Consider the following 22,470-nt stretch of genomic DNA (forward strand, 5'->3'; position numbering starts at 1 on the left):
GGTGATCTTGGTCGTGAACCCGTCTACCAGGAGCTTTCTTCATGCTCGCCGCCGGGAGCGCCGTCCAACCACCCGTCAGGTTGGAAACGGCTCAGTGCCGACAGCGCGTCCTCAAGGTCCTGGCCAAGATACGCAAGAGCCGAACACCGCTCTCTGACACGGAAATCACTCGCCGAGCCGAGGTCAATCCGCAGTACCTGCAGCGGCACCGCGACCTCAAGGCCGAAGCCGAGGCCGTACGCGCCCATCTCGCCAGCGATCGGCCGCGAGCCACTGCCGCCCCCTCAGCCCGCAAAGAGGTTGCGCTGGAGGTCGAGAACCGCATGCTCCTCGAACAGAACGCCGTCCTCCGGCAAGACCCTGAAGAGGCGCGAGCACAGCTCCGTGCGCTCCGTGTGCAAGAACTCGGTGCCCCGTACCCGCGACGGCCTGGGCCTGCCAGCCGCACGGGATGCCGAGATAGAGGAACTGCGGAAGCAGCGGGATGCCGCCCTGGCCGCCAGCCAACGCACAGAAGCCGACCTGACGGCCCTCCGCAACATCAACCAGCGCTTGATGGTGGAGAACACCGAGCTGCTCGAAGCAGCGCCCGAGCAACGCGAGGTGACCCCGTCCAGGGCATAACCCGAAGGTCCGATTGTCCCAAGAGGCAGGCCGTCGGTTGGTCCACCGCAGTGCCTCCCTCAGCACTCGGCCGCGCAGTACCGCCAGGCGAGCGACTGTGGGGATGTCCGTCCGATTCATCCTGGCCCTTTGCGCGGGTTTCAGACAGATCCGAGTTGCGCCGGGGCCTTCGGCAGCGCATCACCAGGAGATGACATCATCCGGCACGACAACCAACGCGCACCCCTGGCGGGTACCACCTCGGACAGGGGTCAACGCGACATCACGAGCACCAGATCAGCCGGTTGCTCCCGTGAAACAACGAGGCCGGACTCTTTGTTCCGTAATCCCGGGCGGGACATCTTCGTCCACGCTTGTCAAGATGCGCTATTGCGATCGCGGGCTTAGCCTGATTTAGCCGCATCAAGGTCGTGCGATAATCAATAGGAGGGTCTGATGCCAGGAACTTTTGGTAATGCACCAACCGATGACGGTGTGACTGCATCCACTGCCTCCAGTTCAAAGTCAGGTGTGTTCGGCCGCAACGACGCGACGACACCTCCACCGGCAGGCAGTCCTGGAGGTGCTGGCGTCTTCGGCCTGACAGTCGTTCCGGGGGCGCCGGGGGTGTTCGGGAGCTGCAACGCAGACTCCGGCCGTGGGGTCCAGGGCAACGGACCTGAGGCTGGTGTAAGCGGGTTCAGTGAATCCGGTACTGGCGTGTTGGCCCACAGCAACCACGGTGATGCCATACAGAGCTTCGCTCACGACAGCCGCCGCAACGGAGTCTTCGGGAACAACGACGCAAAGGCGCCCGCCCCTTCCGGAGGAGCGCCAGCCGGAAACGGCGTATTTGGCTTCACCGAGGTTCCCAATGCCAGTGGCGTATGCGGGGCGATCCCGGCATCCAACACAAAGGGCGCTGGCGTGACGGGTATCGGGCGCACCGCCGGCCGATTCTTCGGCAATGTCGAAGTCACCGGTGACCTGGTCTTGACTGGTGCGGACGTGGCCGAGCAGTTTGATGTTGCCGAACGGCTAAACACTGCGGATGAGGTGGGTCCGGGCACAGTTGTCGTCCTCAACGACAAGGGTGCTTTGGCACCGTGCACGCAGGCGTACGACTCGTGTGTGGCAGGGGTGGTCTCGGGCGCGGGTGACCGCGTGCCGGCTCTCGTCCTCGACCGCAAAGAGTACCCTGAGGGCCGTGAGGACGCTTGGCGGCGGGCTGTTGCGGTCGTGGGCAAGGTGTGGTGTCGGGCGAATGCGTCCTCCCGGCCCATCCTGGTGGGTGATCTGCTCACCACCTCCACGACACTGGGGCATGCGATGGCCGCCGTTGACCGCGATGCGGCGTTTGGCGCAGTACTGGGGAAAGCCTTGACGCCCCTGGCCTCGGGCACAGGGCTCGTCCTTGTCCTCGTCGGCCTGGGATGACCGAGCGAATCGGTCTGACTTCAACTGCAAAGCCGATGCAGACACGCGCCAATTGAAACGGGTCGCGGTCATCCACGGAATCGGCAAAGGATCCCTCCCCGAATAAGACCGTGTCCTCTTCATCCGGTTGGCCTCCGCTGCCAACCGCGGTCGAGGCCTAAGCATTCAGTGCGTCATCCGATTCTGCTACCACGGAGACGCCTGCGCCCTCGACGCGTACCGAAGGGCCACTCCGCGACCTTCCTGGGAGGGTAGGCGGTCGCGCGCGGAAGAATGAAGGATGAGGAGGAATCGAAAGTCATGCCTAGCCTACGAACCGCCATCAACAACGCCGTCCAGCGGGGAAACTTTGAACCGATCACCCCATGGAGCATTCGGAAATTGTCACAAATTCTCGGCATGTCACCCCCGATATCCACCCGTAATCTCATCAAGAAGCTGGACAGCTTGCCCACCCCACCTCCCACCCCTCCACCCCCATCCGGCACCCCCACTGCTCAGATCGGCGCCGAATTGACGCCATCTTCAGGACCGTTTCAAAATCTCCGTGTCTTCGGCAGCGGATTCGCAGCGAATGAATCAGTCCAAATTAGAGTTGACTCCAAGTCGCGCTTCGGAGGTGGGGGTGAATCCTCGGCCGGAACTACTGCGGAAGCGAAGGCTGATGCGTCGGGTCGTTTTAGTCAGACCGTAGGCGTCTCCTGCCCTGCAGGCGCGACCACTACGCACAGCGCACGTGCGCAAGGTGTGACGAGCGGCGTCCTGTCCAATGTGGCCGGTGCTTCCTGTTGAGTTGAGCAGAAGTAGCTGATCCCTACGTTGTTCTGCGGGACGTGGTGAGCCATTCGCATGGTTCATCCACCCAGGGGTGCCGGGTGTGGCTCTAACTGATCTGCTACTCGTGGTTAGAAACGATTGGCCGCTCGGCGCCCCGAGACGACTCGGCTGCAAATTAGAAATCGAATAACCAAGACGCCGAGGTCTACATGCCGCTCACAAGGTTCGGTGGATCGCTGACGGACTGAGACGGATCAAGGGGGAGCCCATGGGGTTCGAGCGCCCAAATCTTGTATCAGCTTCCTTCGATGGGGTCATTGGGACGCGTCTCCTCGCCAATCGGCGCAATTGGCTCCTGGCCGCCCCCATCGCAAATCCGGCGATGGTGACAATGTTCGATCACGCGCTCGTCCCTCGACCCGGTGCACCGTACCTGCCATGGTCTGGGGAGTTCGTCGGCAAGTACCTCATCTCTGCGGTTCAGGATCTGCGCATGTCACGCGACAGGCAGCTCGAGTCCGCTGTCGCAGGCGTCGTACAAGCCTTGACCGGACACCAATGCGCCGATGGCTACCTGGGGCCGTTCGACGGAGACGACCGGCTCTTCGGCGACAACTGGGATGTCTGGGGTCACTACCACTGCGTTCTCGGCATCTATGAATGGTTCCGCTACCGCCGCGACGCCCGTGCCCTCGACACGTGTCGAAGGGCCGCTGACCACCTGTCTACAAACCTCAGCGGTACGGGAATGATCGCAAGACTGCGCCATCCGGCGATGAACCTCTCCTTCGCCCACGTCGCTGCACTTCTACACCAAGAGACACGCGAGTCACGGTATCTAGACCTCACGCACCTGTTCGAGCAGGCATGGTCGAGCGTCCCGGACGGGGGCGACTACGTGGCGAAGTTCCAGACGCCGGGCAGCCTGTTCGCCGCCTTGGGGGCGACGGCCCGGTGGGAGCGCCTGCACAGCCTGCAAGCAGTGGGCGAGCTGTTCCGGATTACCGGTGAGGAGCGGTACCGCCGGGCCTTCATCAACGCCTGGCAGGGCATCTGCGCATTCGACCGGCACAGCACCGGTGGGTTCTCCGCAGTTGAGCGCGCGACAGGCAACCCCTTCGATCCCCGTCCGATCGAGACGTGCGCCACCGTGGCCTGGATGGCGCTGACCGTCGACATGCTCCGCATGACCGGCTCCTGCGAGCCGGCCGACGAGCTGGAACTGTCGACCTGGAACGCGGCGCTGGGCGCGCAGAGCCCCGACGGACGGTGGTGGACCTACAACACCCCGATGGGGGGCATCTCAACCTCGGGCATGGACGTGATGTCCCTGCCGCATCCACTCCATCGGGAACCCCCGTTCGAGGGCACCCGCAGACCCACGCCCCACGACCTGGGCTTCCAGGACCGGCCCGGTGCCTCGCACCTGAGCTGCTGCGCCGCGAACGGTCCCCGAGGGCTGGGCATGCTCTCGGAATGGGCGGTGATGGCCGCTGCGGACGGCATCGTCGTGAACTTCTACGGCGCCTCCCGTTTCACGCTCATGACGCCGACGGGCAACCAGCTGACCATCGAGCAGCACACCCGCTATCCCGTACACGGCACAGTCGAGCTGGTCGTGACACTGGCCCAGGACGAGGCCTTCACCATGCGGCTGCGGATACCGTCGTGGTCGACGACGACCACGGTCGCCGTCAACGGGGCCTCCCGCCCGGGGGTCGTCGCGGGTAGCTACCACACCATCGAGCGGACCTGGCGCTCGGGTGACACGATCGCGTTGGAGTTGGACCTGCGCCCCAGAACCTTGATCGGCACGGACCCACCACCTGGCTGCGACCCGGACAGCGGCAAGGGAACCCGCGGACGCCTCGCGCTGTATCGGGGACCGGTCCTGCTCGCCTACGACGAACGCCACGACCGGTTCGACATCCACACCCTCCCGCCAATGGCCACCACGGCACAGCTCACCCTCGACCAGTCCACCCCTGCGCCACAGGACACGCGCATGGTGCGCGTGCGCGCCCGGACCGACGCCGGTGACGTCAACCTGGGCGACTTCGCGAACGCCGGGATGCCGGCCACGGTGGCCGTCGGACCAGTCGACGTCGAAGGCCGGGTATTTCAGTTCGGCCGAAACGACGGTTCGGTCATCGCCCAGCGGATCCGGTTGCTCGCTGATGGAACCATTCAAGGACACACGCACCCGAACGAAGCGCGCTGGGGCCGGGAGAACGGCGCACTGGCCTTCTTTACCAGTGACGGGCGAGCCTCGACCCGTTTTGTCTGGCACGCCTGAGAGAACGGGCGCATCGTGCTGCGGGGCCGCTTCGAGTTCGATGAGCGCATCGTCCACGAAATCCGCGAAGTCGACCTGAACGTGGAAGGGAAGTGGTTCCAGTTCGCCCGAGCGGACGGGTCGATCACCACCAGCCTTCTTCGGCTCCGCGGCGGGGGCGTCGTCGAGGGCCATTCACACCCCAACGAGCGCTCGTGGGCGCAGGAGGACGGCACGCTCGTCTTTCGCGACGGCGACGGCCGCGTGACGACGCGTCTCACCGACACCCGCTCACAGTTCGGCCGAGTCGACCATTCGGGACCGTTCCTTCCCAACCCTGGTGTCACACATCAGCTGCGCCAACTCGACCGCGAGGTCACCGGCAAGGTCTGGCAGTTCCGCCGACCGCGTTCCTTGCCCATCAGCGTCCTGCTGCACGTCGACGGCGGCATTGAATCCGACCACCCGAACGAGACGTTCTGGGCCTTTGAAGAGGACCAGCTCGTGTTCTTCGATCCGGCTCGAAGACCTACGACGAGATTCGCTCTGGGAAAGGATCCGGATGGGCGCATGACCTGGACCGGTAAGTTCCTGCCCGACCCGGCCATCACGCATCAACTGGTGGAGTGGAACATCGATCTAACCTGGGGCGAGAGCAGCCGATACATCTCCTGGCTGCCAGGCAGGGATTAAACACAGTGAGCTCTTTCAGCGTAGCCACTGAGCGGGCACTGTCACGTTATTGGGTACGTGACTGTCTGACGGCGCGTCGGGGCGTGATGGCCCCCTAGGGCCGGTCCTGTGTTCAGGCCGTGGTGGGCCGGCCGGCAGCGCCGGTGATCTGGTCCCAGATAGTGAAGCGGACAGTCATCTCGGCTCGGTAGTGATGGGCGGGCATCCGGTGACGGCGGGGCCGGAAGTGGGGTGAGATGCCGCCGAACGCGGACAGGAACCGCTGCGCCCCGCCCACGGAGCGGAAGCCTTTCATGGCGCGTTCGCGCTGCCGGGTGGGCTGGTGGCTGTTTTCGGCCCGGTTGTTCAGGCCTTTGTGCGAGCGGTGCTCGACCGAGGGCATGACCTCGCGGTGGGCCGCGCCGTAGGAACGCAGCTTGTCGGTGACGACCACCCGGGGCACCGTGCGGGTCGTCTTCAGCAGGCGGCGGAAGAAACGCCTGGCCGCGGCCTTGTTACGGCTGGGCTCCTGGCCGTTGGTGTCCTTTCTGCCCCGGCTGCTGCGCACAACGCCCCGGTTTTGGCCTCTGACACCGTCACCGTCGAGACTCACACCAGAGGTGACGGCACCCAGCCGCCTGCACATCTGGGAAACCCCACGGAATGGGGCGTAGTGACGATCACGGAAGGCTCCACAGGAGACTTCACGCCGCTGACCGTCCTCGAAATCGGTGGTGGCACATGGAGCTACGGAAAGAACCTCACCACCGACGGCCAGTACTGCTACTCGAACTACTACCACCCCACGGACAATCACGGGTCGACTGTGAAGTTGGCAGGGTCGTCGTTGAAGGCGGTGGCGGGCGCGGGTAAGTGGTCCTACGCCAACCTCACCGCGGGTGCGATCTACACGTGCGAGACCTACTACGCTAAGTACTAGTCGCCGCCTCCTCCCCTGGCGGCCACCCGCCGGGGGAGGATCCGCTCTCCGGGAAACTGTCCAAAGAATAGGGTCATGACAACTACACTCTCTACGCGTTCACGCATCGTCCCTATAGCGACAGTTCTCGGGGCAGGCGCACTGCTCGGCATAGTCGGCCCATTCGCGAGTAGATTCGAAAACCCGACCCTCCAGACGGTAGGTGTCGTGTTTTCCGTAGGATGGTCGTGGGCATGTTTCGCCTTCCTAGTCGGCTACTTCCAGCGGTCAAGAATTGAGGCATCACTGCTGGCATCTTCGGCCTTGGCCGTGGGCGTGGCCGTCTACTATCTCTTTAAGTTTTTGAGCCCCAACGTTCCGGCTGGGGGGCATGTCATCTCTGGTGCGGACGACGGTCTCGCCTCCAGGGCCCTGTTCTGGGGGGTAGCGGCTTTCGCTGTCGGTGCGCCTATCGGGTTCCTGGGGAGTATGGCAAGAACACCCGGAATCGGCGGTCTCGGATTCCGGGTGTTTGTGCCGGGGATTGCCTTCGCCGAGGCATCCCTGCGACTGGCAGTGAAGGTGGATGACTCGCAAGGCCAGGTCGTCGAAATGGTGTGGGTTTCGGTTCGCGCGCTCTCGGCCGTGGCCGTCGTGCTCCTCGTGGGCCAAGCGGTGTGGAGCTGGCGGCACGGCCGGGGAACCCGGCGACCTGTTCCAGCAAGGCGGCGTGCTATTGGTAACAAGTTGGAGTGACGTTGCCGCGCCTGTCCGACGCGGTGATCACCACCCTCACCGAGGCCGTATCAAAGCTGCGCCAATAAACGGAGTTTCGGCTCTGGCTGGCTTCCGCCATGCTGCGGAGGCACCATGGCAAGGCAGGGGGTGAACTAGGGGCCCTTGAGGCACCGCGTGCCTGCTTCCAAATCTGGGCAATCATGGCGGCGAGGGCGCCCGGCCTCCCTCTGAGCACAGCCTTCAGATCCGAGGCGTCGCTCCTACGTAGGACGTAAGTCTTTGTCAGTTGGCGGCCCGCCCTAGATGCCCCTTGGAGATCACCGCCTGCCGCCACGACCAGCTCACCGCGAAACTGCGGGCGGCCGGGCTCGGCGCCATCGCCGACCTGGGCTTCGTTAGCCTCGACGACAGCGGCCCGGGCGCCGACCCGGCGGTGATCACCGGCTACAAGGCCGCCCGCAACCGGCCCCTGCCCCGAGGACAGAAGCTGTCCAACAAGGCGCTGGCCGCCGTCCGGGCACCGGTCAAGCACAGCTTCGCCATCTCAAGAACTGGCGGGTCCTCGGCAAGGTCCGCACCGACCCGAAGTGGCCGACCGCCCTGGTGAGGGCCTTGCTGGTCCTGACGAACCGCGAAGTCTCCCGATGATCAGGACGCTCGCCTTCATCGACCCGCACCGCTCACTGCCGGCACTGCGCGACGGACTGCGTCCCGGCGCTCCTCTGGTCCTCTCGCTCCTGCACACCGACCTGCACGGCCGCGGCCCGTCCACGGAAGTGGCACCGCGCAAACAGATGATCCTGCTGCGCGACGACCCGCCCCTGCCGACACAGATGTGGGTCCTGGCACCGCGGCTGTGGGAGGACCTGCTCACCGAGTACGGCTTCCGCGTCGAGGCCATCGACCTGCTACCGCACCCCGATGAGAACGCCACGGTCATCCAGCAGCTCATCCGCGCCCGACGCCTTCCCCACCGGCCGGCGCGCGTCTCCAGCCGCCCCCGCAGCACCCGAGCCCCGGCCGCCCACGCGGCCGTCGGCGTCGGAGCGATCCTGCTCAGCGAGCAGGGCATCCTGCTGGGCCGGCACCGCCGCGGCACCCTCGAACTGCCCGGCGGCAGCGTGGAGGCCGGGGAGTCCTTCGAAGACGCGGTGATCCGTGAACTCGCCGAGGAGACCGGGCTGGTCGCTCACGCCGAGGACGTGGGGCTCCTGGGCACACTCGTCGACCACGTCGAAGGTGTCCTGCGGGTCACCGTCGGCGCGCTCGTCCACGCCTGGCAAGGGCAGCCGGCCACGCAGCCGGACGAGAGCGTCGGCGACTGGGCGTGGTACCCGCTCGATCAACTCCCCGACGGCCTGTTCGTGTGCAGCGCCCAGATCCTCACGGCCTGGCAGCACGACCTGCCCATCGACCACCCACCTGCGCACTTCACCGCCTTCGCCCCAGCCAAGTAGGCCGCGCTGGCACGACAGTCGGCACCGATGCCCTCCCGCGAGACGACCTAGGTGCCGCACCCCCGGGCACAAAACACACCGCTCAACACCAAGCTGAAGTTCTTCATGCCGCATCTCTCCATGCGTCGGCCCATACCCCCAGACGGCGCCGTCGGCACCGACCGACTACATGATCTGGAGCAGGCTGCCCTAGTAGTGCTTCATTACTTTGGGTGATCTCTGCTGGTGGTGGGCATCTTCTCCGGTATGAGGTTGGGGGAGGTGGAACGGCTCCGGGGTGAGTTGGCTGAGCGAGCCGGGCACGAGCCGGTCCCAGCCGCCCTGGCCGAAGGACAGCGCGAACCGCAGGGTGCAGACCGTGCCGAAGACGATGCGGAACCAGTGCAGCCGGCCGGGGTCGGTCGGGTGCTTGAATCCGGAGGTGATCGCGCCAACGAACCACATGGCTGTCCGTCACCTCCAAGGGCGTCTCGCCGGTTGCGACAGGACGCGGCCGTGGCCGTCGATCCGGTCGTACCGGCCGCTGGCGATGAGGTAGTTGATGATTGTCTGTAGCTGGGGAGGGCCGAGGAGGAAGCTCCCTGGGGACAGATGATCGTAGACGTTCACCGGTTCGGTTTGTCCGTTCTTGGTGCCGGTGAGCGTGACGATGGTGAGGGTGGCTCGGCAGAACATTTTCCAGCGCAGCCAGCGGCCGGGCAGGCGGGTGAAGCCGGTGATCATCCACGCCGCCAGGGCAGCGGTGGCAGCAGCCTGGACAGCGGGCAGCACAGCTGCGGGCATGGCGAAGACCTCCGGGAACGGGAGGGTGAAAGAACGGTGTGCCCCTGGGGCGGGGTGCTGGGGTCAGTGCTCGGGTTTGGCGGGTCGCTGCATCAGTGCGTCGGCGGCCTGGCCAAGAGTGACCTGTTGCTGGAGCAGCGCGGAGATGGTTTCCGTGATCGGCATTTCGACGCTGTGGGTGTGGGCCAGGGCGAGGAGCGCCTCAGCCGATTTGACGCCCTCGGTGGTCTGCCGGGTGGCGGCGGTGGCCTTCGCGACGGTCATGCCCTGCCCGAGGTGGGTGCCGAAGGTGCGGTTGCGGGACAGTGGGGAGGTGCAGGTGGCCACCAGGTCGCCCAGCCCGGACAGGCCGGCGAGGGTTGCCGGGTGGGCGCCGAGCGCTGTGGCGAGGCGGATGGTCTCCGCCAGGCCGCGGGTGAGGAGCATGGCGGTCGCGTTGTCGCCCAGGCCCATGCCGTGCGCGATGCCGGTGGCGAGGGCGATGACGTTCTTGATCGCGCCGCCGAGTTCGCAGCCGATTACGTCGGTGCTGGTGTAGGGCCGGAAGTAGGTGGTGTGGCACGCCTGCTGGAAGCGGCGCGCGACGGCTTCGTCGGGGCAGGCGACGGTCGCGGCGGCGGGCTGTCCGGCCATGATTTCGCGGGCCAGGTTCGGGCCTGACAGCACTGCGACCCGGTTCGCGCTCACGCCGGTCATGTCGGCGATGACCTCGCTGGCCCGTAGTCCGGTGTCCTGTTCGATGCCTTTCATCAGCGACACGATCACGGTGTCCGGCCCGATGTGCGGTGCCCATGCGGCGAGGCTGTCTCGCAGGGCCTGGGCGGGGATGGACAGCACGAGGTAATCAGCGCCGTTCAGCGCGGCGGCCGGGTCAGCCGTGGCTGTCAGGGAGGCGGGCAGCTCGACGTCCGGGAAGTAGGCCGGGTTGCGGTGCGTCGCGTTGATCGCGTCGACGATCTCGCCGCGGCGGGCGTGCACGATCACGGTGCCGCCGGCGTCGGCGAGGATCTTGGCGGCGGCGGTGCCCCAGGACCCGGCCGACAACACTGCCGCACGAGCGGGGCGGTGCTGGCTCACTGCGGGGTCCTCTCGCTGGTCGTGGGCCCGTCGCCGGCGGAACGCGGGCCGGGTCATCGTATCGGCTGCCTCGGGGGCCGCCGGTTCTGTCGGGGGCGGCGCAGGGGCAGCAGGACCGCGCGGCGTCCGGGGAGTGCAGGGAGCATCCGATGTGCCTCGCGCAGCATGTTCTGCGCCTGATCGTCGCCCAGCTCGCGCCGTAGCTCGTCGGCGTGGTCGATCCACAGCCGGTAGAGCCGCGTCCACATCGCCGGTTCGGCGGGCCGCTCGTCGACGTGCTCCACGACGAGCCCGGCGGCGCTGGCCTGCTCCTCCCACACAGGGGCGGCGCCCTGGCGCAGGGACCGGGTGAGGGTCAGGCGGGCGTCGGGTGCCATGATGCGGCCGAGTTCGTGCGTCGCGGCGCTCCGGTCCGCCGTAAGACCGAAGGCGTCCACGCACACCGCCCCGTGCGCGCTGTGGTCGGGCAGGCCGGTGTCGTTCAGGGTGGCGACGCGGAAAGCGGCCCGGTCGACGGGGATGAAGCGGCTGCTGCGGTCGGTGGCTTGCGCGACGGCGACGGTTGAGACGTCGAAGCCGTGCAGACATGCCGCCAGGGCGCGGGCGAGCCACAGCCCGACGCCTCCGGTGCCGCAGCCTGCGTCCACGAGGACCTGGCCAGGCTGCATTCGCAGCCGGGCGGCCAGCAGTCCCAGCAGGGGCCAGTCACAGGAGCTGGAGGCGGCGACCTCTTTTGAGTTGTCGCCCATTGCCGTGGCGTACAGGCGGGCGGCCAGCGTGCTGCGGGCCCGCGCGGCGTAGAGGCCGTCGAACTGGTCCGCGAGCTGCACGGCGGGCGTAGACGTGGTGGTGGGGTGGGTCATCGGGGGCATCGCCCTTCGTATGCGGGAGCGGGCACCGGGGCACACGACCTGCACCGCGTGGATCGATGCGGACCCATCGGACAGGTCCAGGACGACCGGCTCGTGCCCGGTGGCGTGCGCGACCCGCCGGGCCACGTCCTGGACCTGGGCGGTGAAACCGCTGGGTGTCCGGTCGAAGCGGGCCGTCGCCTGCGGCCACGGGATGAGCCCCGTGGCCCGCGCCGGACGGAAGGGCGGCACGTCGAAGGAGGCCGGGTCGCTCGGCAGGTCATCACGTGTGCCGGCGATGGCGGTCAGCCGTGACCGGGCCGCCTCGGTCAGGGCCCGGGTGGCGGCGATGGCCGGGCTGGTATGGCAGCCGCCGCCGGCGAAGATGACGGGGAAGTCCTCCGACCACAGGTAGGCCACGCACACGGGCAGCCCGTACAGGCCATCCACGAGCGACAGCTCCACCGCCATCCCAGCGGCTGCGAGCCGGGCGATCACTTCCTGGCCGTACGGATCGTCGACCGTGGCGGGGTCGATCAGGGTCCGCGCCTGCCCGCCTGATTGCCCGTCCCGGTACAGCACATCCCGTTCCACGACCCCGCACAGAGCGTGCAGCAGCGCCTCGCCGCGGGTGTTGCCGCACGCCAGGCCGGTGCTGGTCGCGCGCAGCAAGTCCGCGCTTCATGCGGGCCGCTGGATGCGGCGCCGCACCAGGTCGACCGGCACATCGCGCACGGCGTGCGCTGAACCTCAACGGCAGCCGCCACATCCCGATCCAGCCCGGTACTCCTCCAGCGTCATCAGGGAACTCTCCCCATAGCGCACCACTGCCGAGTAGCGTCGTAGCCAGCGATTAGGAGGAGGTCACCGTGACTGCACAGCCCGAGCATCCCGACGCCGGCCAGTTCACACCGCCGATGCGAACACTCGCCGAGCTGCGCGAGGCACTGTCGACGTGGGGCTTCCCCGGCGACCGGCAGAAGTTCGAGGCAGAACTCGACGCGATCGAGTTGGACGACCTGACCAAGGTCCGCGAGATCACCCAGGCCTACCGACACCGCATCTTGATGCGTTACAACCCCGACGCCATGGCCGCACTCGCCCGTCCCACCGGGGATGTCGAAGCCGAGCTGCGGCGTAAACTCGCTGAGGCCGCCCGGTGACCCACGCGTTCTTCAGCGACCCGGCCGAGAAGATCCTCACCGAACTCAGCCGTACCGAGCGGGCCTCCGTCGAGAGAGTCCGCCGCTCGCTCGAGGAAATCCCCACGCAGGGGCGCGGCCTGCCGGACGTCGACCCACACAGCTCGTCCCGCGTTGTCGAGCTGTTGCCTGAGCAGACTAGTGGTCGCGGTATCAGCGTCGTGTACCGCTACAGCGAGGACTTGGACGCCGCCCTCATCCTCTGGCTGATCGCGGGGCCGTAGGCAGGCTTTCGCCCGTTCGCCTGAGTGGTGGACGGGCGAAGGCACTGTGGTGCACGACCCGTGGGTGCGGCCATGCGGTTGCCTGCTACGCGCCGCGCGAGAGCGCCGAGAGTCTCGGTTACGCCCAGCGCCATCAAGACTTGCGTCCGGCCCGCCTGTTCCTCCAGCGTCCCAGCCTTGACCGCCTCGGCCGCACGCGCGGCTTGGTCCAACGCTGTCCTGACCGCATCCTCGTGTGGTCGCGTCCGGGAGGGAAAGCCGCCTACCGCAGCCGGTCATGAGCCGCGCGCAGCACGACCGCGATGTCTCCTCCGTGGGCTCCGGGCCCCTCAGCCGTGAGCGGTCTGAGGTCACGTCCGCTGGAGTGGTGTGCCCGCGGCCACTGGGTGATCTCGTCATTGTCCGGACGGTGTTGGTGTCGGGTCTGTCGTTGTTGGCTCAGAACAGTGCCTGGCCCTCGCTGCTGGGGTCCGCGATGACGGGCCGGATCCGGGTGGGAAGATCGTCCAGGCGGTCGGGTCCGGCCTCGGCCGCCACGGCAGGAACGGTCTCGGCCAGCCAGGTGCGAAACCGCTCGGCGGCTTCGCGGTAGGGGACGTGCGCCAGGACCCGGTGCTCCCCGGAGGGACACAGGTCGACGGCGACAGTGAACAGGCAGGAGCCGGGCGCATGGTGGCTGCCGGTCCAGGACACGCGCAGCGCGCCGCAGGGTTTACGCCCGCGGGAGCTGCTGGGGTCGCGGTGGGTCGGGCGTAGGGAGCGGCATGCTGTGTGGGCGGTCCATGCGGCGAGGTGGGGCAGGGGAAGGGTGGTGCGGGCGCGGCAGCCGGGGCAGCGGTGCCAATGGCGGAGCCAGTCGGCGGCGTGGGTGTGGAAAAGACGCCTGTAGTGGTCGGCCACGCGGATGTCGTTGCTGTAGAGGCGGTCGGGTCGTTCCTGTGTGTTGCAGGACTGGCAGACGGGGGCGCGGACGTAGCCGTGTTCGTGGCAGTGGTCGAGTACGGCGGCGGGTGCGGTGCGACAGACGGCGCACACCCACCCGGCCACCTTGCAGGAGATGCCGGGTTTCCTGCTGAGTACCGAGTACAGGTGGCCTTTCAGTTCCCCGTTGTACGGGCGCAGTGGGGAGGTCGGACGGTCGGGACTCGTCGTTTGCGGGGCGTCGACGGTTCGGGCCTGACGGTGGTGGGAGGGCGGCTCGGCGACGGTTGCGCCTGCCCGGCGGGTCCGCGCGGCTCGCAGCCACCGCGTTTCGGTGTGTTCGGCCGCGTCCAGCAGCCTGACCACAGCGCGCGGCAGCCACCACGTGCGCTGTGCTCCGTCTCGGGTCTGCTCCACAAGGATCCGCCGCCAGTCGATCCCCGCCAGATGGCAGAGACCGCCGTCAGCCCGCTCGGGTTCGCTCCGTTCCTGCAGTTCCCGGGCGATGCGCCGACGCCATCGCAGCAGCGTCTCCTCATGATGTTCCTGCTTCGCCCCGTCACGGAACGGGCCGATGCGGACCAGGTCCTGGCGGTCCATCTCCACCGCGTTCAGTTCCGCTGCCGCCCGGCGCAGCTCGGCTGCCGGAACACTCCACCGGCCGCCGTCGGCCTTCACCGTCGCCACCACACAGCCACCGAGCAGGACGTAACCTGCCTGGGCATGGGAAGGAGGACGGGTGAACGCCGCAGAAGCCGTCGGCACCGCGCTGTCGGCCGTCAAACCGGCCCACAAAATGTCCGCGGTGCCCAGAGTGATCAGACCGTCCGCGCAACCCGGGATGACACGTTCCGACATACCGACAGGCTAACGGTCGACCTCCGCAACGCCTCCCCGTCTGCGCTCGGGTGTGACGCTGAAGAGCCGGGCGACGACCCAGCCGGTGTTCGCGGCCAGGTCGTAGACGCCGTACGGGATCGCCTTGCCCATCTGAGCGTCGGGGAAGTCGTGGGTCGAGACCGGCACCGGCTGCCCCTCCGGCAGCCACTGCCGTCCGGCGTTCCTGTAGGCGCCGACCAGCTCCTTCTTCTTTGTGTCCACGCTGACCACCGGCTCTCCGACATCGATGTGAGCCCAGGCCTGCTCGTTGATGTAGCGGAACTGACCGTCCCGGTCCTGGTGCCGACTGCCCTCGATGGTCTTGGCGTTGCTCTGCACGCTGAAGCCCTCCGCGCGCAGCAGGTCCCCGACCGTGTCGGCCGAGACCCAGTAGCCCTGCCGGGGCAGCTCGGCCGCCAGACTCCGCGTCGGCTTCGCCGTCCAGCGCAAGGGCAACATCGGGTCCTCACGCCGCATCCGGGTCGAGCACGGCATCGCCCACTTGAAAACTGGCGGGCGCCGGCCCGCCGCCTCGGCCGCCGCGGACACATGAGCCACACCGTTCAGGCCATCACCGGACTGCTGTCCCACCAGCAGACCACGGACCTGACATCAGCACGACCGATGTGAACACCGAGCCCCACCGCCGTCCTCGGCACCTCACCGCCTACCGTGTACGCGCTCGCCAACAGGATGCGGCGATGTCCACCCGGTCATTTCCCGGCAGGAGTCCCCGAGAACCCCGCGCCGCCGGACGGACCGCGGTCGCCGACGGCGTGACCGGGCTCCGGACATCGCCTAGCCGCTCGAGCAGGGACGTCTTACCCGTGGTACGCAAGGGTCGTCATCATCCCGGACTCCGAGTGGTAGATGTTGTGGCAGTGCAGCATCCACAGTCCGGGGTTGTCCGCGTCGAAGTCCGCCACCAGCTTGTTGTGCGGCAGCACGATCGACGTGTCCTTGCGGGCACCGTTCGAGTCCACGCCGGCCAGGGAGAACGTGTGACCGTGCAGATGCACGGGGTGCCACATATGGGTGGCGTTGATGACCACCAGCCGCACCCGCTCGCCCCGTTCGACCTTGTGAAGCGTGTCCGGGTTGTAGGGCTCGTGGTCGATTCCCCAGTCGTACTCCTTCATGCCACCGGTCAGCTTGACCCGGAGCAGCCGGTCGTACTTGCGGCGGGGCATCGCCACCGACTCATCCGGCTCGAGCCGGCGGGCGGACACCAGCACCTCACGGTCCAGCTCCGCAGGGTGCGCGGACGGCTTGGGGACCGGTCCGGCGCCCGTACGCAGGACGGCCATGGCCCGGCCCCCCTTCCCCTCGGCGAGCGCGACAAGCGGGAAGACACCCGACTGTGCGGTGATCAGCGCGTCGTACCGCTCGGCCATGCCGATGACCAGCGCGTCCGTCTTGTACGGCTGCACGGGAAAGCCGTCGCTGTGGGTGATGGTCATCCGGTGTCCGCCGAGCGCCACCCGGAAGGCCGACTCCCCGCCGGCGTTGATGATGCGCAGCCTGATCCGGTCGCCGGGCTTGGCCGTGAACTGCGTGGGGTCGTCCGCTGTGCGCCCGTTGATCAGGTAGTAGGGGTAGGCGATGTGTCCCGCGTGACCGCCGAGCAGTTTGCTGGTGGCTCCCGCCATCAGTCGCTTCGGCCCTTTCCGCCGGTACGGTGACGGCGAGGGCGCCCGTCCGGGGCCCTTCCCGTCGTCCGCTCCCCCGGACGCGGCGTCCGCCAACGCCCCGCCACCGGCCCCGACGGGGCCCTCCGGCCTGTTGCCGTGCCCCACCGGGGGCTTGCCCTTGCGGAGCTGGTGGAGAACATCGTCGGGGGTGGAGCCATCCACTCCGTCGATCCAGTCGTCCAGCACGACGATCCACTCGTGGTCGTACCCGAGTGGCTCCTTCGGGTCGTCGACGATGAGTGGCGCGTACAGGCCACGGTCAACCTGCACCCCCATGTGAGGGTGGAACCAGTAGGTGCCGGGATGCGTCGCGGTGAAGCGGTAGTCGAACGTCTCACCGGGTTCGACCGGCCGCTGCGTCACACCGGGCACACCGTCCATGTCGTTGCGCAGCGTAATACCGTGCCAGTGCACGGTCGTCGCCTCCGGCAGGTGGTTGGCCAGCGTCAACGCCACAGTCTCGCCTGCGGTGACCCGCACCTCCCGGCCCGGCAGCAATCCCTCGTACGTCCATGACCTGAAGGTACGTCCGGCGCCCAACTCGACCGGCGACGGGGTGGCCTTCAATGTGTGCTTACGAAGCGGTTCGGCGGGGTTCGGATGTGCCCCGCCAGCCTCTCTGCCGTTCGGAGCGGATCCGGCCGGCGCGGGCGCGCCCGGGTGGCCGCCGTCGCGCGAGTCGGCATGGGAGCAGGCGGCGAGCAGCCCGGAACCCGCGGCCGCGATACCGGCGCCGAGTACGGCGCGACGTGCGGGGGAGGTCTGACTGGTGCGGTCCGTGCGCATGACTGGGTGTACCTCGCTGGTCGGGAGAAGGCAGGTGAAGGCGTGGGTCTGCCACCACCGCCCGGACAGAACCGGACGGCCGGAGGCGCTCTTCCTCACGAGGCACCGACGGGGCGGTGAGCACATCCGGTGGGCGGCGGAACCGACTGTCGCGGAGACCGGAGAGCGTCCCTCGCCGGTCTCCGCAACGCGGGCTCAGTGCGGCCGTGCGGATATTCCGAGCGGCAGGGCACCGGACGGCACCTGCCGTCCGCGCAGGCCGCGCCCGCATCCGCCCCTCGGGTCAATCACCATATGCGTACATTAACCCTGCTCGGCATATATTCGGGATATATGGACATAATCGACACGGTTGTGCGATCAGCCCGCCCCGAGGAACAGGGCGGCAGGCCCGGCCGGAATGCGGGGGCAGCACCGTACGCGCACGTCGCCGCCTCGAGGGTGCCCGCTGACGAGCTCATGCACGGTAGGCGATGAGGTATTGAGCTCCTGGTCGTCGATCATGGTCGCGTGGTGGGGAATGCGTCTCGTGCAGCGATCATCGACGACCGGAGGATCACGGGCCTGTCGACCGACGTGATCGTTGAACTTATTACTGAGGCAGGCCCGTTGTGGCATGAACGGCATCAGAGCAAGCTCGCGTCCCGGCTGCGGAAGCATGCTGTGGGCGCGGGCGCGGAGCACCGGTCGGTGTTCGCCGACCGGCTCCTGGCCACGCTCGTGCGTCTCCGGCACGCGACCGCGCACGACGTGCTGGCCTGTTGGTTCGGTGTCGGCCGCCCCACCGTCACTCGGGCCGTCGGTGAGGTGAGGCCCTTGCTCGCCGAGCGAGGGTGCACCGTCGGCCCGGGTATGCGGCTGCGGACCCTGGCCGAGGTCATCGGCCACCTCGACGCCGACGGGAAGACCTGGGTCATCGACGGCACCGAGATCCGGGCCCGGTGGCCGACCACCGGGCACGAGGACCGGGACACGTTCATCTCCGGCAAGAACAAGCAGAACGCGGTCAAGACCATGGTCGTCCGCTGGTGAGAACACCATCTCCTGGCGCGACCCGACACTACACACCAAAAAAGCTGATTCCGGGATAAAATATCGGGCAAAAACGACCCCTGAAAGGTTTTTATGCAGGTCAAGACCTATATGCACCCCTTGTCCCCGACCTGCTTTGAGGACTTTCGTCTCGTAGCCAGTGAGCCGTTTTCAACCTCGTGCTGATGCATGGTGAAGGACGAGGACGGCCTTCACGATGGCGGTGATCCGGTTGGTGCTGCAGCGGAGTTTCCGCAGCAGGCGCCAGCCTTTCAAGGCGGCCATGGCCTGCTCGCCGACGCAGCGGATCTTGGCATGGGTGGTGTTGTGCCGTCGCTGCCACCGCTTGAGTCGACGGCCCCGGAATGGGACACGGACGAAGCGGCCGGCGCCCTGGTACGCCTTGTCCGCCCAGCACTTGAGTCCCGCCTCCGTGAGGGCGTGGATGATCCCGTGTGCACGGGCCGCAGTCAGGTCGTGCGCGGCGCCGGGCAGCGCGGGTGAGGCCCGTAGCAGTCACCCGAACGGGTCCGTAAGAACCTGGACGTTCATCCCGTGCCGCTTGTGCTTCCCGGAGTAGTACGGGGTGTCCGCGGCGATCCGGTCAATCGGCAGCAGAGTGCCATCCAGGATCACAAAGGCCTTCGTCCGTGCCGTCTTCATCGCCTCGGCCAGGCTCGGTGCGAGGACGGCGAGCACTTCAACGGCCTCGCGCACGTAGCGATGGACGGTCGCGACGCCGATGCCAAACCCGGCGGCAAGCTGTACGTAGGTGTCGCCGCACCGCAGGTGGGCCAGGGCCGGCAGGGCCTGCCGCCCGGCCGGCAGCCGCCGCCACCGAGTGCCGACCTCCCGTCGCCGGACGACGAGTTGCCCGGTGAGGTACCGCAGGGTGCGGCTGGACAGATCTATGGACGACGGGTAGACAAGCACGGAAGCTCCTGGTGACACGGGTAAGCTTGGTCGAGAACCCGTCTACCAGGAGCTTCGTCGTTCCGTACAGCTTCCCGCCGCCCATACCCGGGCGCCACCATCAGGTTGGAAACGGCTCACTGCCTCCCGCCTCCACTGCCCCCAAACCGAGAAATCGCAGCGTCGGGCGTACCGTTCGCGGGACGGGATCCGTCACCGGGCCGACGGGGTGTGTCCGGCAGCGACTTTCGGGGGCGGGGTCAGTTCGATCATGAAGTCCTGGTCGGTGGCGCCGGAGCAGCGGCCCTGGACAACCTCTGCTCCGTCCTGGGTGTCTTGGTGGCGCAAGCTCAAGCACCGACCGGTGATGACCGGGCGGATGCGGAAGTGGGTGGTGACAGGTGGACCGAAGCGCTCGATGTGGAATTGCTGGGCCCGATCGTGGTCGGCACAGTCGTCGCGGGGCTCCAGCAAGTCGAGCCTCGGCCCCTCCGACAGGACGGTGAGGCAACCGATGCCGTACTTCGGGTGGTGCCACTGGATCTGCACGGTGTCCTTGCCCAGCGGTTCGAGGAACACCTGAGGCAGGGCCGCATCCGTGCAGAACCGTTGGACTGCGATGGCGGTTGGGTACTGCCCGGTGCGGTCCCTGCCTTCGGTGATGCACAGCTCGGGTGTGCGAGCGGGGTGGATCTGTGCCCAGCTGCCCACGGCCAGCATGCGCAGGCCGGTCACCGGCATCTCGGGCAGGGCGGCTGGTGTCGACGCGTCGCGTGACAGGCTGCTGACACCGAGTGTGCCCGCGATCCCGAGAACCGCGGCACCGAGCAGGCCGGCCGCCCGGCGCCACCGCGGGAGGCTCGCCGGAGCAGGCGCGCCGACGGTCGGAGGGTGGGGATCGTCGTCGCGCGCATCGTTGTTTGCCAGGGTTTCGCCGGCTGCGATGTGGCGGCGTGTCTCAAGCCATTGACGTACTTCTTCGGTTCCCAGGCCGCACGCGCGGGTGTAGGCGTCGACAAATCCTTCCCGGGGCAAAGTGACGCGGCCGAGGGTGGTTGCGATTGTGCTGGCCGGGAGTGCGTCGGCGTGCGCGGTGGCCTTGTCCTCAAGCTGCCGGTAGGTCAGCCCGGACCAGATCCGCAGTGTGCGCAGGGCCGCAGTGAACTCGGCAGGGGTCATGGTCTGTGCGGGCTGTGGTGGTTCCTCAGGCAGCTCGGCAAGGCCTCTCCCTCTCTGGCTCATTGCTCCAGCATGACCCCACAGGCGGTGACCTGGCACTCCTGAAACCGGTCGTGTTCGGGGGTGTTCGGAACGCCAGTGGGCTCCGTTCCGAACAGACACGAACGCTGAATCTCCTTGTCAGCCCGGTGACCGCGCGGTCATTCTCGGCATTGCCCGGATTCGGCTGAAGTCCCATGCCGAAGACGTAGGAGGAAGGGTAGAACCCGGACCTCGGCGCATCATCCGACACGTCATCTTGAAGGAGCATCATGCGTACTCGTACATGGGTTGCCAGCCTCGCGGCGGGAGTCGCTCTACTGGCCGGCGGGTCGGTCGCCACCGCACAGGCGGCTCCCGCCTCCGAAGTCAGCCGGACCGCTGCCGTGCCGGGCTACGTGAAGTACGGCACCTTCTCGTACTCGACGTGCATATCGCTGCGCGATTCGTACGCTGGCGACGCCTACTGCGATGGGATCGGCGGCGGCAAGTACATTCTGTGGGTATGGCAGTAAATCGCTCCCGGTGAACCAAGTGCTCTTGGCAGTCCGTTCCAACGGACTGCCAAGAGCACTCCCGTGTGGCCAGGCCCGCCGCATTCCTGTCAGGGGGAGGCAGCCGGGCGGGCATCGTGAATCACACGCTACGGCCACCAACCAGGCTCAACGTGAGCTGACTTCGCTCCATCCCAGGGCAGCCGGAAAACCTCACCCGATCGAGGGTGGGGCCAGAACAACTCGCTCAAGTGAGGTCAAAACTGCCCGGCGAAGACATCCGGTGGCAGACCGCGGTTGCGGGCGCCGGTCAGGACGCCCTCCGAGGAGAGGACGTCGGCCAGGACACGGCCGCGGGCGTCCAGGACTCAGGGCTGCACGGTGAGGACGCCGGCGTTCTTGGCGGTCGCCAGCTGCGCGTGGTCGGCGGCTTCGGTGCAGGCGGTCTCGGTCTGCTCGGTGAACAGCGCGTCGACCTGTGTGGTGTCGCCGTAGGCGCGGCGCCGGCCGAAGCGGGCGGCGGCTTCCATGAGGGAGCGGCGGGCGAGGGGCCCGGTGGCCTCCGGGGAGGGCCGGTTGTCCGGTCTCGGCTGGCCGGACGGACACCGCACGACCCCTGCCCTTGCCGAAATCCTTGTCCGGGCAGGTCAGGCGGCATGCTCGTACTCGTGGAGAAGGCCGCCGAGTCGATCGTGGTGTCGTACCTCAAGGCAGGCGATCTGGTCCGGATCGACGACCGGCGGGGGCGACGGGTTCCACGGCTCCGGTTGGGTGTTGCTGTCCGCAGGGGTGGAAAGGTGCTGGTCAGCCGGGATTCGGGAGAGCGTGGAGCCGGTTCAGGGCATTCGTAATCACGTCGGGCCAGGGCCAGGGCCAGTGCTCCGCGAGGCGGAGACAGCGGCGGCGGCCGGTGGTGACGAGCTGGGCGGCGGTGGAGAACAACCGAAGCCGCAGGCGGCGGGGCTCCCACCGGCGGGCCTGGCCGGTCAGAGCGAGCAGGGGTATCCGGCGAGTAGGTCCAGGGCGATCTGGACGGGCTCCAGCCAGATCTGGTTCTGCGCCGTGTCGTGGAGAGGGAGGTTGCGCAGGCCGGTGGCACGGGCGGCACGGATACGGTCCTCGACCTGGGCCCGCCGGCGGTGGCGTAGGTCGAGGGCAGCGATCGTCTCGTCCGCCGTGTTGGTGGCGAAGCAGGTCAAACGCATGCCGTCGGCGTCGGTGAAGCGCAACTGGGCCAGGATCAGTTTCGTGGCCTCGACGTGGTCGGCGGCGGTGTTGGAGCCCGCGTTGCCGGGCCGCAGAAGGCCCACGACCGGTTCGCCGGACCCGCCGCGGTCGCTGGCCGCGGCCGTGGCCGGGGCCGTGGTGGTGGGGATGGTGGTGGTCGTGTCCGTTGCCACTGTGGGCCATCTCAGCTCCCGCTGATCGGTTGTGTGCCCGTGACCTGCCGGAACGTCGTACCGAGAGTGAGCTCCGGCGGTGAATACGGGGCGTGGGAACGGTGGCGCGGGCGGGAACGGTG

Annotated in this window: 20 protein-coding genes and 4 pseudogenes; 12 read left to right on the forward strand and 12 right to left on the reverse strand. The window is 67.6% G+C overall.

The genetic code is table 11. The features are described 5' to 3' along the window. The first annotated feature begins 393 nt into the window (after nucleotides 1-393). The 4 genes from ACF1DX_RS37490 to ACF1DX_RS37505 all read left to right on the forward strand — a co-directional run bounded on the left by ACF1DX_RS37490 (nucleotide 394) and on the right by ACF1DX_RS37505 (nucleotide 5,785). On the forward strand, nucleotides 394-624 hold the full coding sequence (locus ACF1DX_RS37490; protein WP_391795623.1) for a hypothetical protein: 231 nt from the start codon (nucleotides 394-396) through the stop codon (nucleotides 622-624). 699 nt (nucleotides 625-1,323) lie between these two features. Then, nucleotides 1,324-2,040 (forward strand): hypothetical protein, encoded by a 717-nt coding sequence (locus ACF1DX_RS37495; RefSeq protein ID WP_391795624.1) that lies wholly within the window; start codon nucleotides 1,324-1,326, stop codon nucleotides 2,038-2,040. 1,045 nt (nucleotides 2,041-3,085) lie between these two features. Continuing rightward, complete coding sequence (locus ACF1DX_RS37500; RefSeq protein WP_391795625.1) at nucleotides 3,086-5,113, forward strand: beta-L-arabinofuranosidase domain-containing protein; 2,028 nt, start codon at nucleotides 3,086-3,088, stop codon at nucleotides 5,111-5,113. 15 nt (nucleotides 5,114-5,128) lie between these two features. Next, on the forward strand, nucleotides 5,129-5,785 hold the full coding sequence (locus ACF1DX_RS37505; RefSeq protein WP_391795626.1) for a hypothetical protein: 657 nt from the start codon (nucleotides 5,129-5,131) through the stop codon (nucleotides 5,783-5,785). A 112-nt stretch (nucleotides 5,786-5,897) separates the two neighbouring features. On the opposite strand, the pseudogene ACF1DX_RS37510 reads toward ACF1DX_RS37505, so the two are convergent. Further along, nucleotides 5,898-6,284, reverse strand: a pseudogene (locus ACF1DX_RS37510) (transposase); the annotation flags it as partial. A gap of 60 nt (nucleotides 6,285-6,344) precedes the next feature. On the opposite strand from ACF1DX_RS37510, the gene ACF1DX_RS37515 reads away from it, so the two are divergent. From ACF1DX_RS37515 to ACF1DX_RS37530, 4 genes are all read left to right on the forward strand, one after another. Beyond that, on the forward strand, nucleotides 6,345-6,704 hold the full coding sequence (locus ACF1DX_RS37515) for a lactococcin 972 family bacteriocin (protein ID WP_391795627.1): 360 nt from the start codon (nucleotides 6,345-6,347) through the stop codon (nucleotides 6,702-6,704). A 75-nt stretch (nucleotides 6,705-6,779) separates the two neighbouring features. Next, the gene (locus tag ACF1DX_RS37520) at nucleotides 6,780-7,439 is read left to right on the forward strand and encodes a hypothetical protein (RefSeq protein ID WP_391795628.1); all 660 of its coding nucleotides are present in this window, start codon (nucleotides 6,780-6,782) and stop codon (nucleotides 7,437-7,439) included. Nucleotides 7,440-7,731: 292 nt separating this feature from the next. After that, nucleotides 7,732-8,028, forward strand: a complete 297-nt coding sequence (locus tag ACF1DX_RS37525) for a hypothetical protein (RefSeq protein ID WP_391795629.1) — start codon at nucleotides 7,732-7,734, stop codon at nucleotides 8,026-8,028. 37 nt (nucleotides 8,029-8,065) lie between these two features. Next, entirely contained in the window at nucleotides 8,066-8,878 is an 813-nt protein-coding gene (locus tag ACF1DX_RS37530) for an NUDIX hydrolase (protein ID WP_391795630.1), read from the forward strand. A 189-nt stretch (nucleotides 8,879-9,067) separates the two neighbouring features. On the opposite strand, the gene ACF1DX_RS37535 is transcribed toward ACF1DX_RS37530, so the two are convergent. From ACF1DX_RS37535 to ACF1DX_RS37550, 4 genes are all read right to left on the reverse strand, one after another. Further along, nucleotides 9,068-9,322, reverse strand: a complete 255-nt coding sequence (locus ACF1DX_RS37535) for a hypothetical protein (protein ID WP_391795631.1) — start codon at nucleotides 9,320-9,322, stop codon at nucleotides 9,068-9,070. Nucleotides 9,323-9,331: 9 nt separating this feature from the next. Continuing rightward, on the reverse strand, nucleotides 9,332-9,661 hold the full coding sequence (locus tag ACF1DX_RS37540) for a hypothetical protein (protein WP_391795632.1): 330 nt from the start codon (nucleotides 9,659-9,661) through the stop codon (nucleotides 9,332-9,334). A 63-nt stretch (nucleotides 9,662-9,724) separates the two neighbouring features. Continuing rightward, on the reverse strand, nucleotides 9,725-10,738 hold the full coding sequence (locus ACF1DX_RS37545; RefSeq protein WP_391795633.1) for an NAD(P)H-dependent glycerol-3-phosphate dehydrogenase: 1,014 nt from the start codon (nucleotides 10,736-10,738) through the stop codon (nucleotides 9,725-9,727). Nucleotides 10,739-10,791: 53 nt separating this feature from the next. Next, complete coding sequence (locus ACF1DX_RS37550; RefSeq protein WP_391795634.1) at nucleotides 10,792-12,261, reverse strand: YcaO-like family protein; 1,470 nt, start codon at nucleotides 12,259-12,261, stop codon at nucleotides 10,792-10,794. 197 nt (nucleotides 12,262-12,458) lie between these two features. Here ACF1DX_RS37550 and ACF1DX_RS37555 point away from each other — a divergent pair, with 197 nt between their 5' ends. Both ACF1DX_RS37555 and ACF1DX_RS37560 read left to right on the forward strand, forming a co-directional pair. After that, nucleotides 12,459-12,752 carry a hypothetical protein gene (locus ACF1DX_RS37555; protein ID WP_391795635.1) on the forward strand — a complete coding sequence of 98 codons (294 nt, stop codon included), beginning with the start codon at nucleotides 12,459-12,461 and terminating at the stop codon, nucleotides 12,750-12,752. Continuing rightward, nucleotides 12,749-13,015, forward strand: coding sequence for a hypothetical protein (locus tag ACF1DX_RS37560; RefSeq protein ID WP_391795636.1), 267 nt, complete (start codon nucleotides 12,749-12,751; stop codon nucleotides 13,013-13,015). Before ACF1DX_RS37555 ends, ACF1DX_RS37560 begins: the two co-directional genes overlap by 4 nt. 438 nt (nucleotides 13,016-13,453) lie before the next feature. On the opposite strand, the gene ACF1DX_RS37565 is transcribed toward ACF1DX_RS37560, so the two are convergent. The 3 genes and pseudogenes from ACF1DX_RS37565 to ACF1DX_RS37575 all read right to left on the reverse strand — a co-directional run bounded on the left by ACF1DX_RS37565 (nucleotide 13,454) and on the right by ACF1DX_RS37575 (nucleotide 17,292). Next, nucleotides 13,454-14,794: an endonuclease domain-containing protein gene (locus tag ACF1DX_RS37565; RefSeq protein WP_391795637.1), complete on the reverse strand. Its 1,341-nt coding sequence runs from the start codon at nucleotides 14,792-14,794 to the stop codon at nucleotides 13,454-13,456. 75 nt (nucleotides 14,795-14,869) lie between these two features. Beyond that, nucleotides 14,870-15,286 (reverse strand): annotated as a pseudogene (locus tag ACF1DX_RS37570) (ISAzo13 family transposase); the annotation flags it as partial. A gap of 350 nt (nucleotides 15,287-15,636) precedes the next feature. Then, nucleotides 15,637-17,292 (reverse strand): multicopper oxidase family protein, encoded by a 1,656-nt coding sequence (locus ACF1DX_RS37575; RefSeq protein ID WP_391795638.1) that lies wholly within the window; start codon nucleotides 17,290-17,292, stop codon nucleotides 15,637-15,639. Between the two features lie 510 nt (nucleotides 17,293-17,802). Here ACF1DX_RS37575 and ACF1DX_RS37580 point away from each other — a divergent pair. Continuing rightward, complete coding sequence (locus tag ACF1DX_RS37580; RefSeq protein ID WP_391795639.1) at nucleotides 17,803-18,324, forward strand: transposase family protein; 522 nt, start codon at nucleotides 17,803-17,805, stop codon at nucleotides 18,322-18,324. Between the two features lie 171 nt (nucleotides 18,325-18,495). On the opposite strand, the pseudogene ACF1DX_RS37585 reads toward ACF1DX_RS37580, so the two are convergent. Then, nucleotides 18,496-19,257, reverse strand: a pseudogene (locus ACF1DX_RS37585) (transposase family protein). Between the two features lie 192 nt (nucleotides 19,258-19,449). Beyond that, a complete protein-coding gene (locus ACF1DX_RS37590) occupies nucleotides 19,450-20,415 on the reverse strand; it encodes an XRE family transcriptional regulator (RefSeq protein ID WP_391795640.1) in 966 nt (321 codons plus the stop codon). Between the two features lie 311 nt (nucleotides 20,416-20,726). Here ACF1DX_RS37590 and ACF1DX_RS37595 point away from each other — a divergent pair, with 311 nt between their 5' ends. Continuing rightward, the gene (locus tag ACF1DX_RS37595) at nucleotides 20,727-20,969 is read left to right on the forward strand and encodes a hypothetical protein (RefSeq protein ID WP_391795641.1); all 243 of its coding nucleotides are present in this window, start codon (nucleotides 20,727-20,729) and stop codon (nucleotides 20,967-20,969) included. Nucleotides 20,970-21,316: 347 nt separating this feature from the next. On the opposite strand, the gene ACF1DX_RS37600 is transcribed toward ACF1DX_RS37595, so the two are convergent. Both ACF1DX_RS37600 and ACF1DX_RS37605 read right to left on the reverse strand, forming a co-directional pair. Then, a complete protein-coding gene (locus ACF1DX_RS37600; protein WP_391795642.1) occupies nucleotides 21,317-21,559 on the reverse strand; it encodes a hypothetical protein in 243 nt (80 codons plus the stop codon). A gap of 193 nt (nucleotides 21,560-21,752) precedes the next feature. Then, nucleotides 21,753-22,279 (reverse strand): annotated as a pseudogene (locus tag ACF1DX_RS37605) (transposase); the annotation flags it as partial. Nucleotides 22,280-22,470: the final 191 nt, after the last annotated feature.

It is taken from the genome of Streptomyces sp. NPDC014676, from assembly GCF_043084105.1.
In the GTDB taxonomy this organism is placed as follows: Bacteria; Actinomycetota; Actinomycetes; order Streptomycetales; family Streptomycetaceae; genus Streptomyces.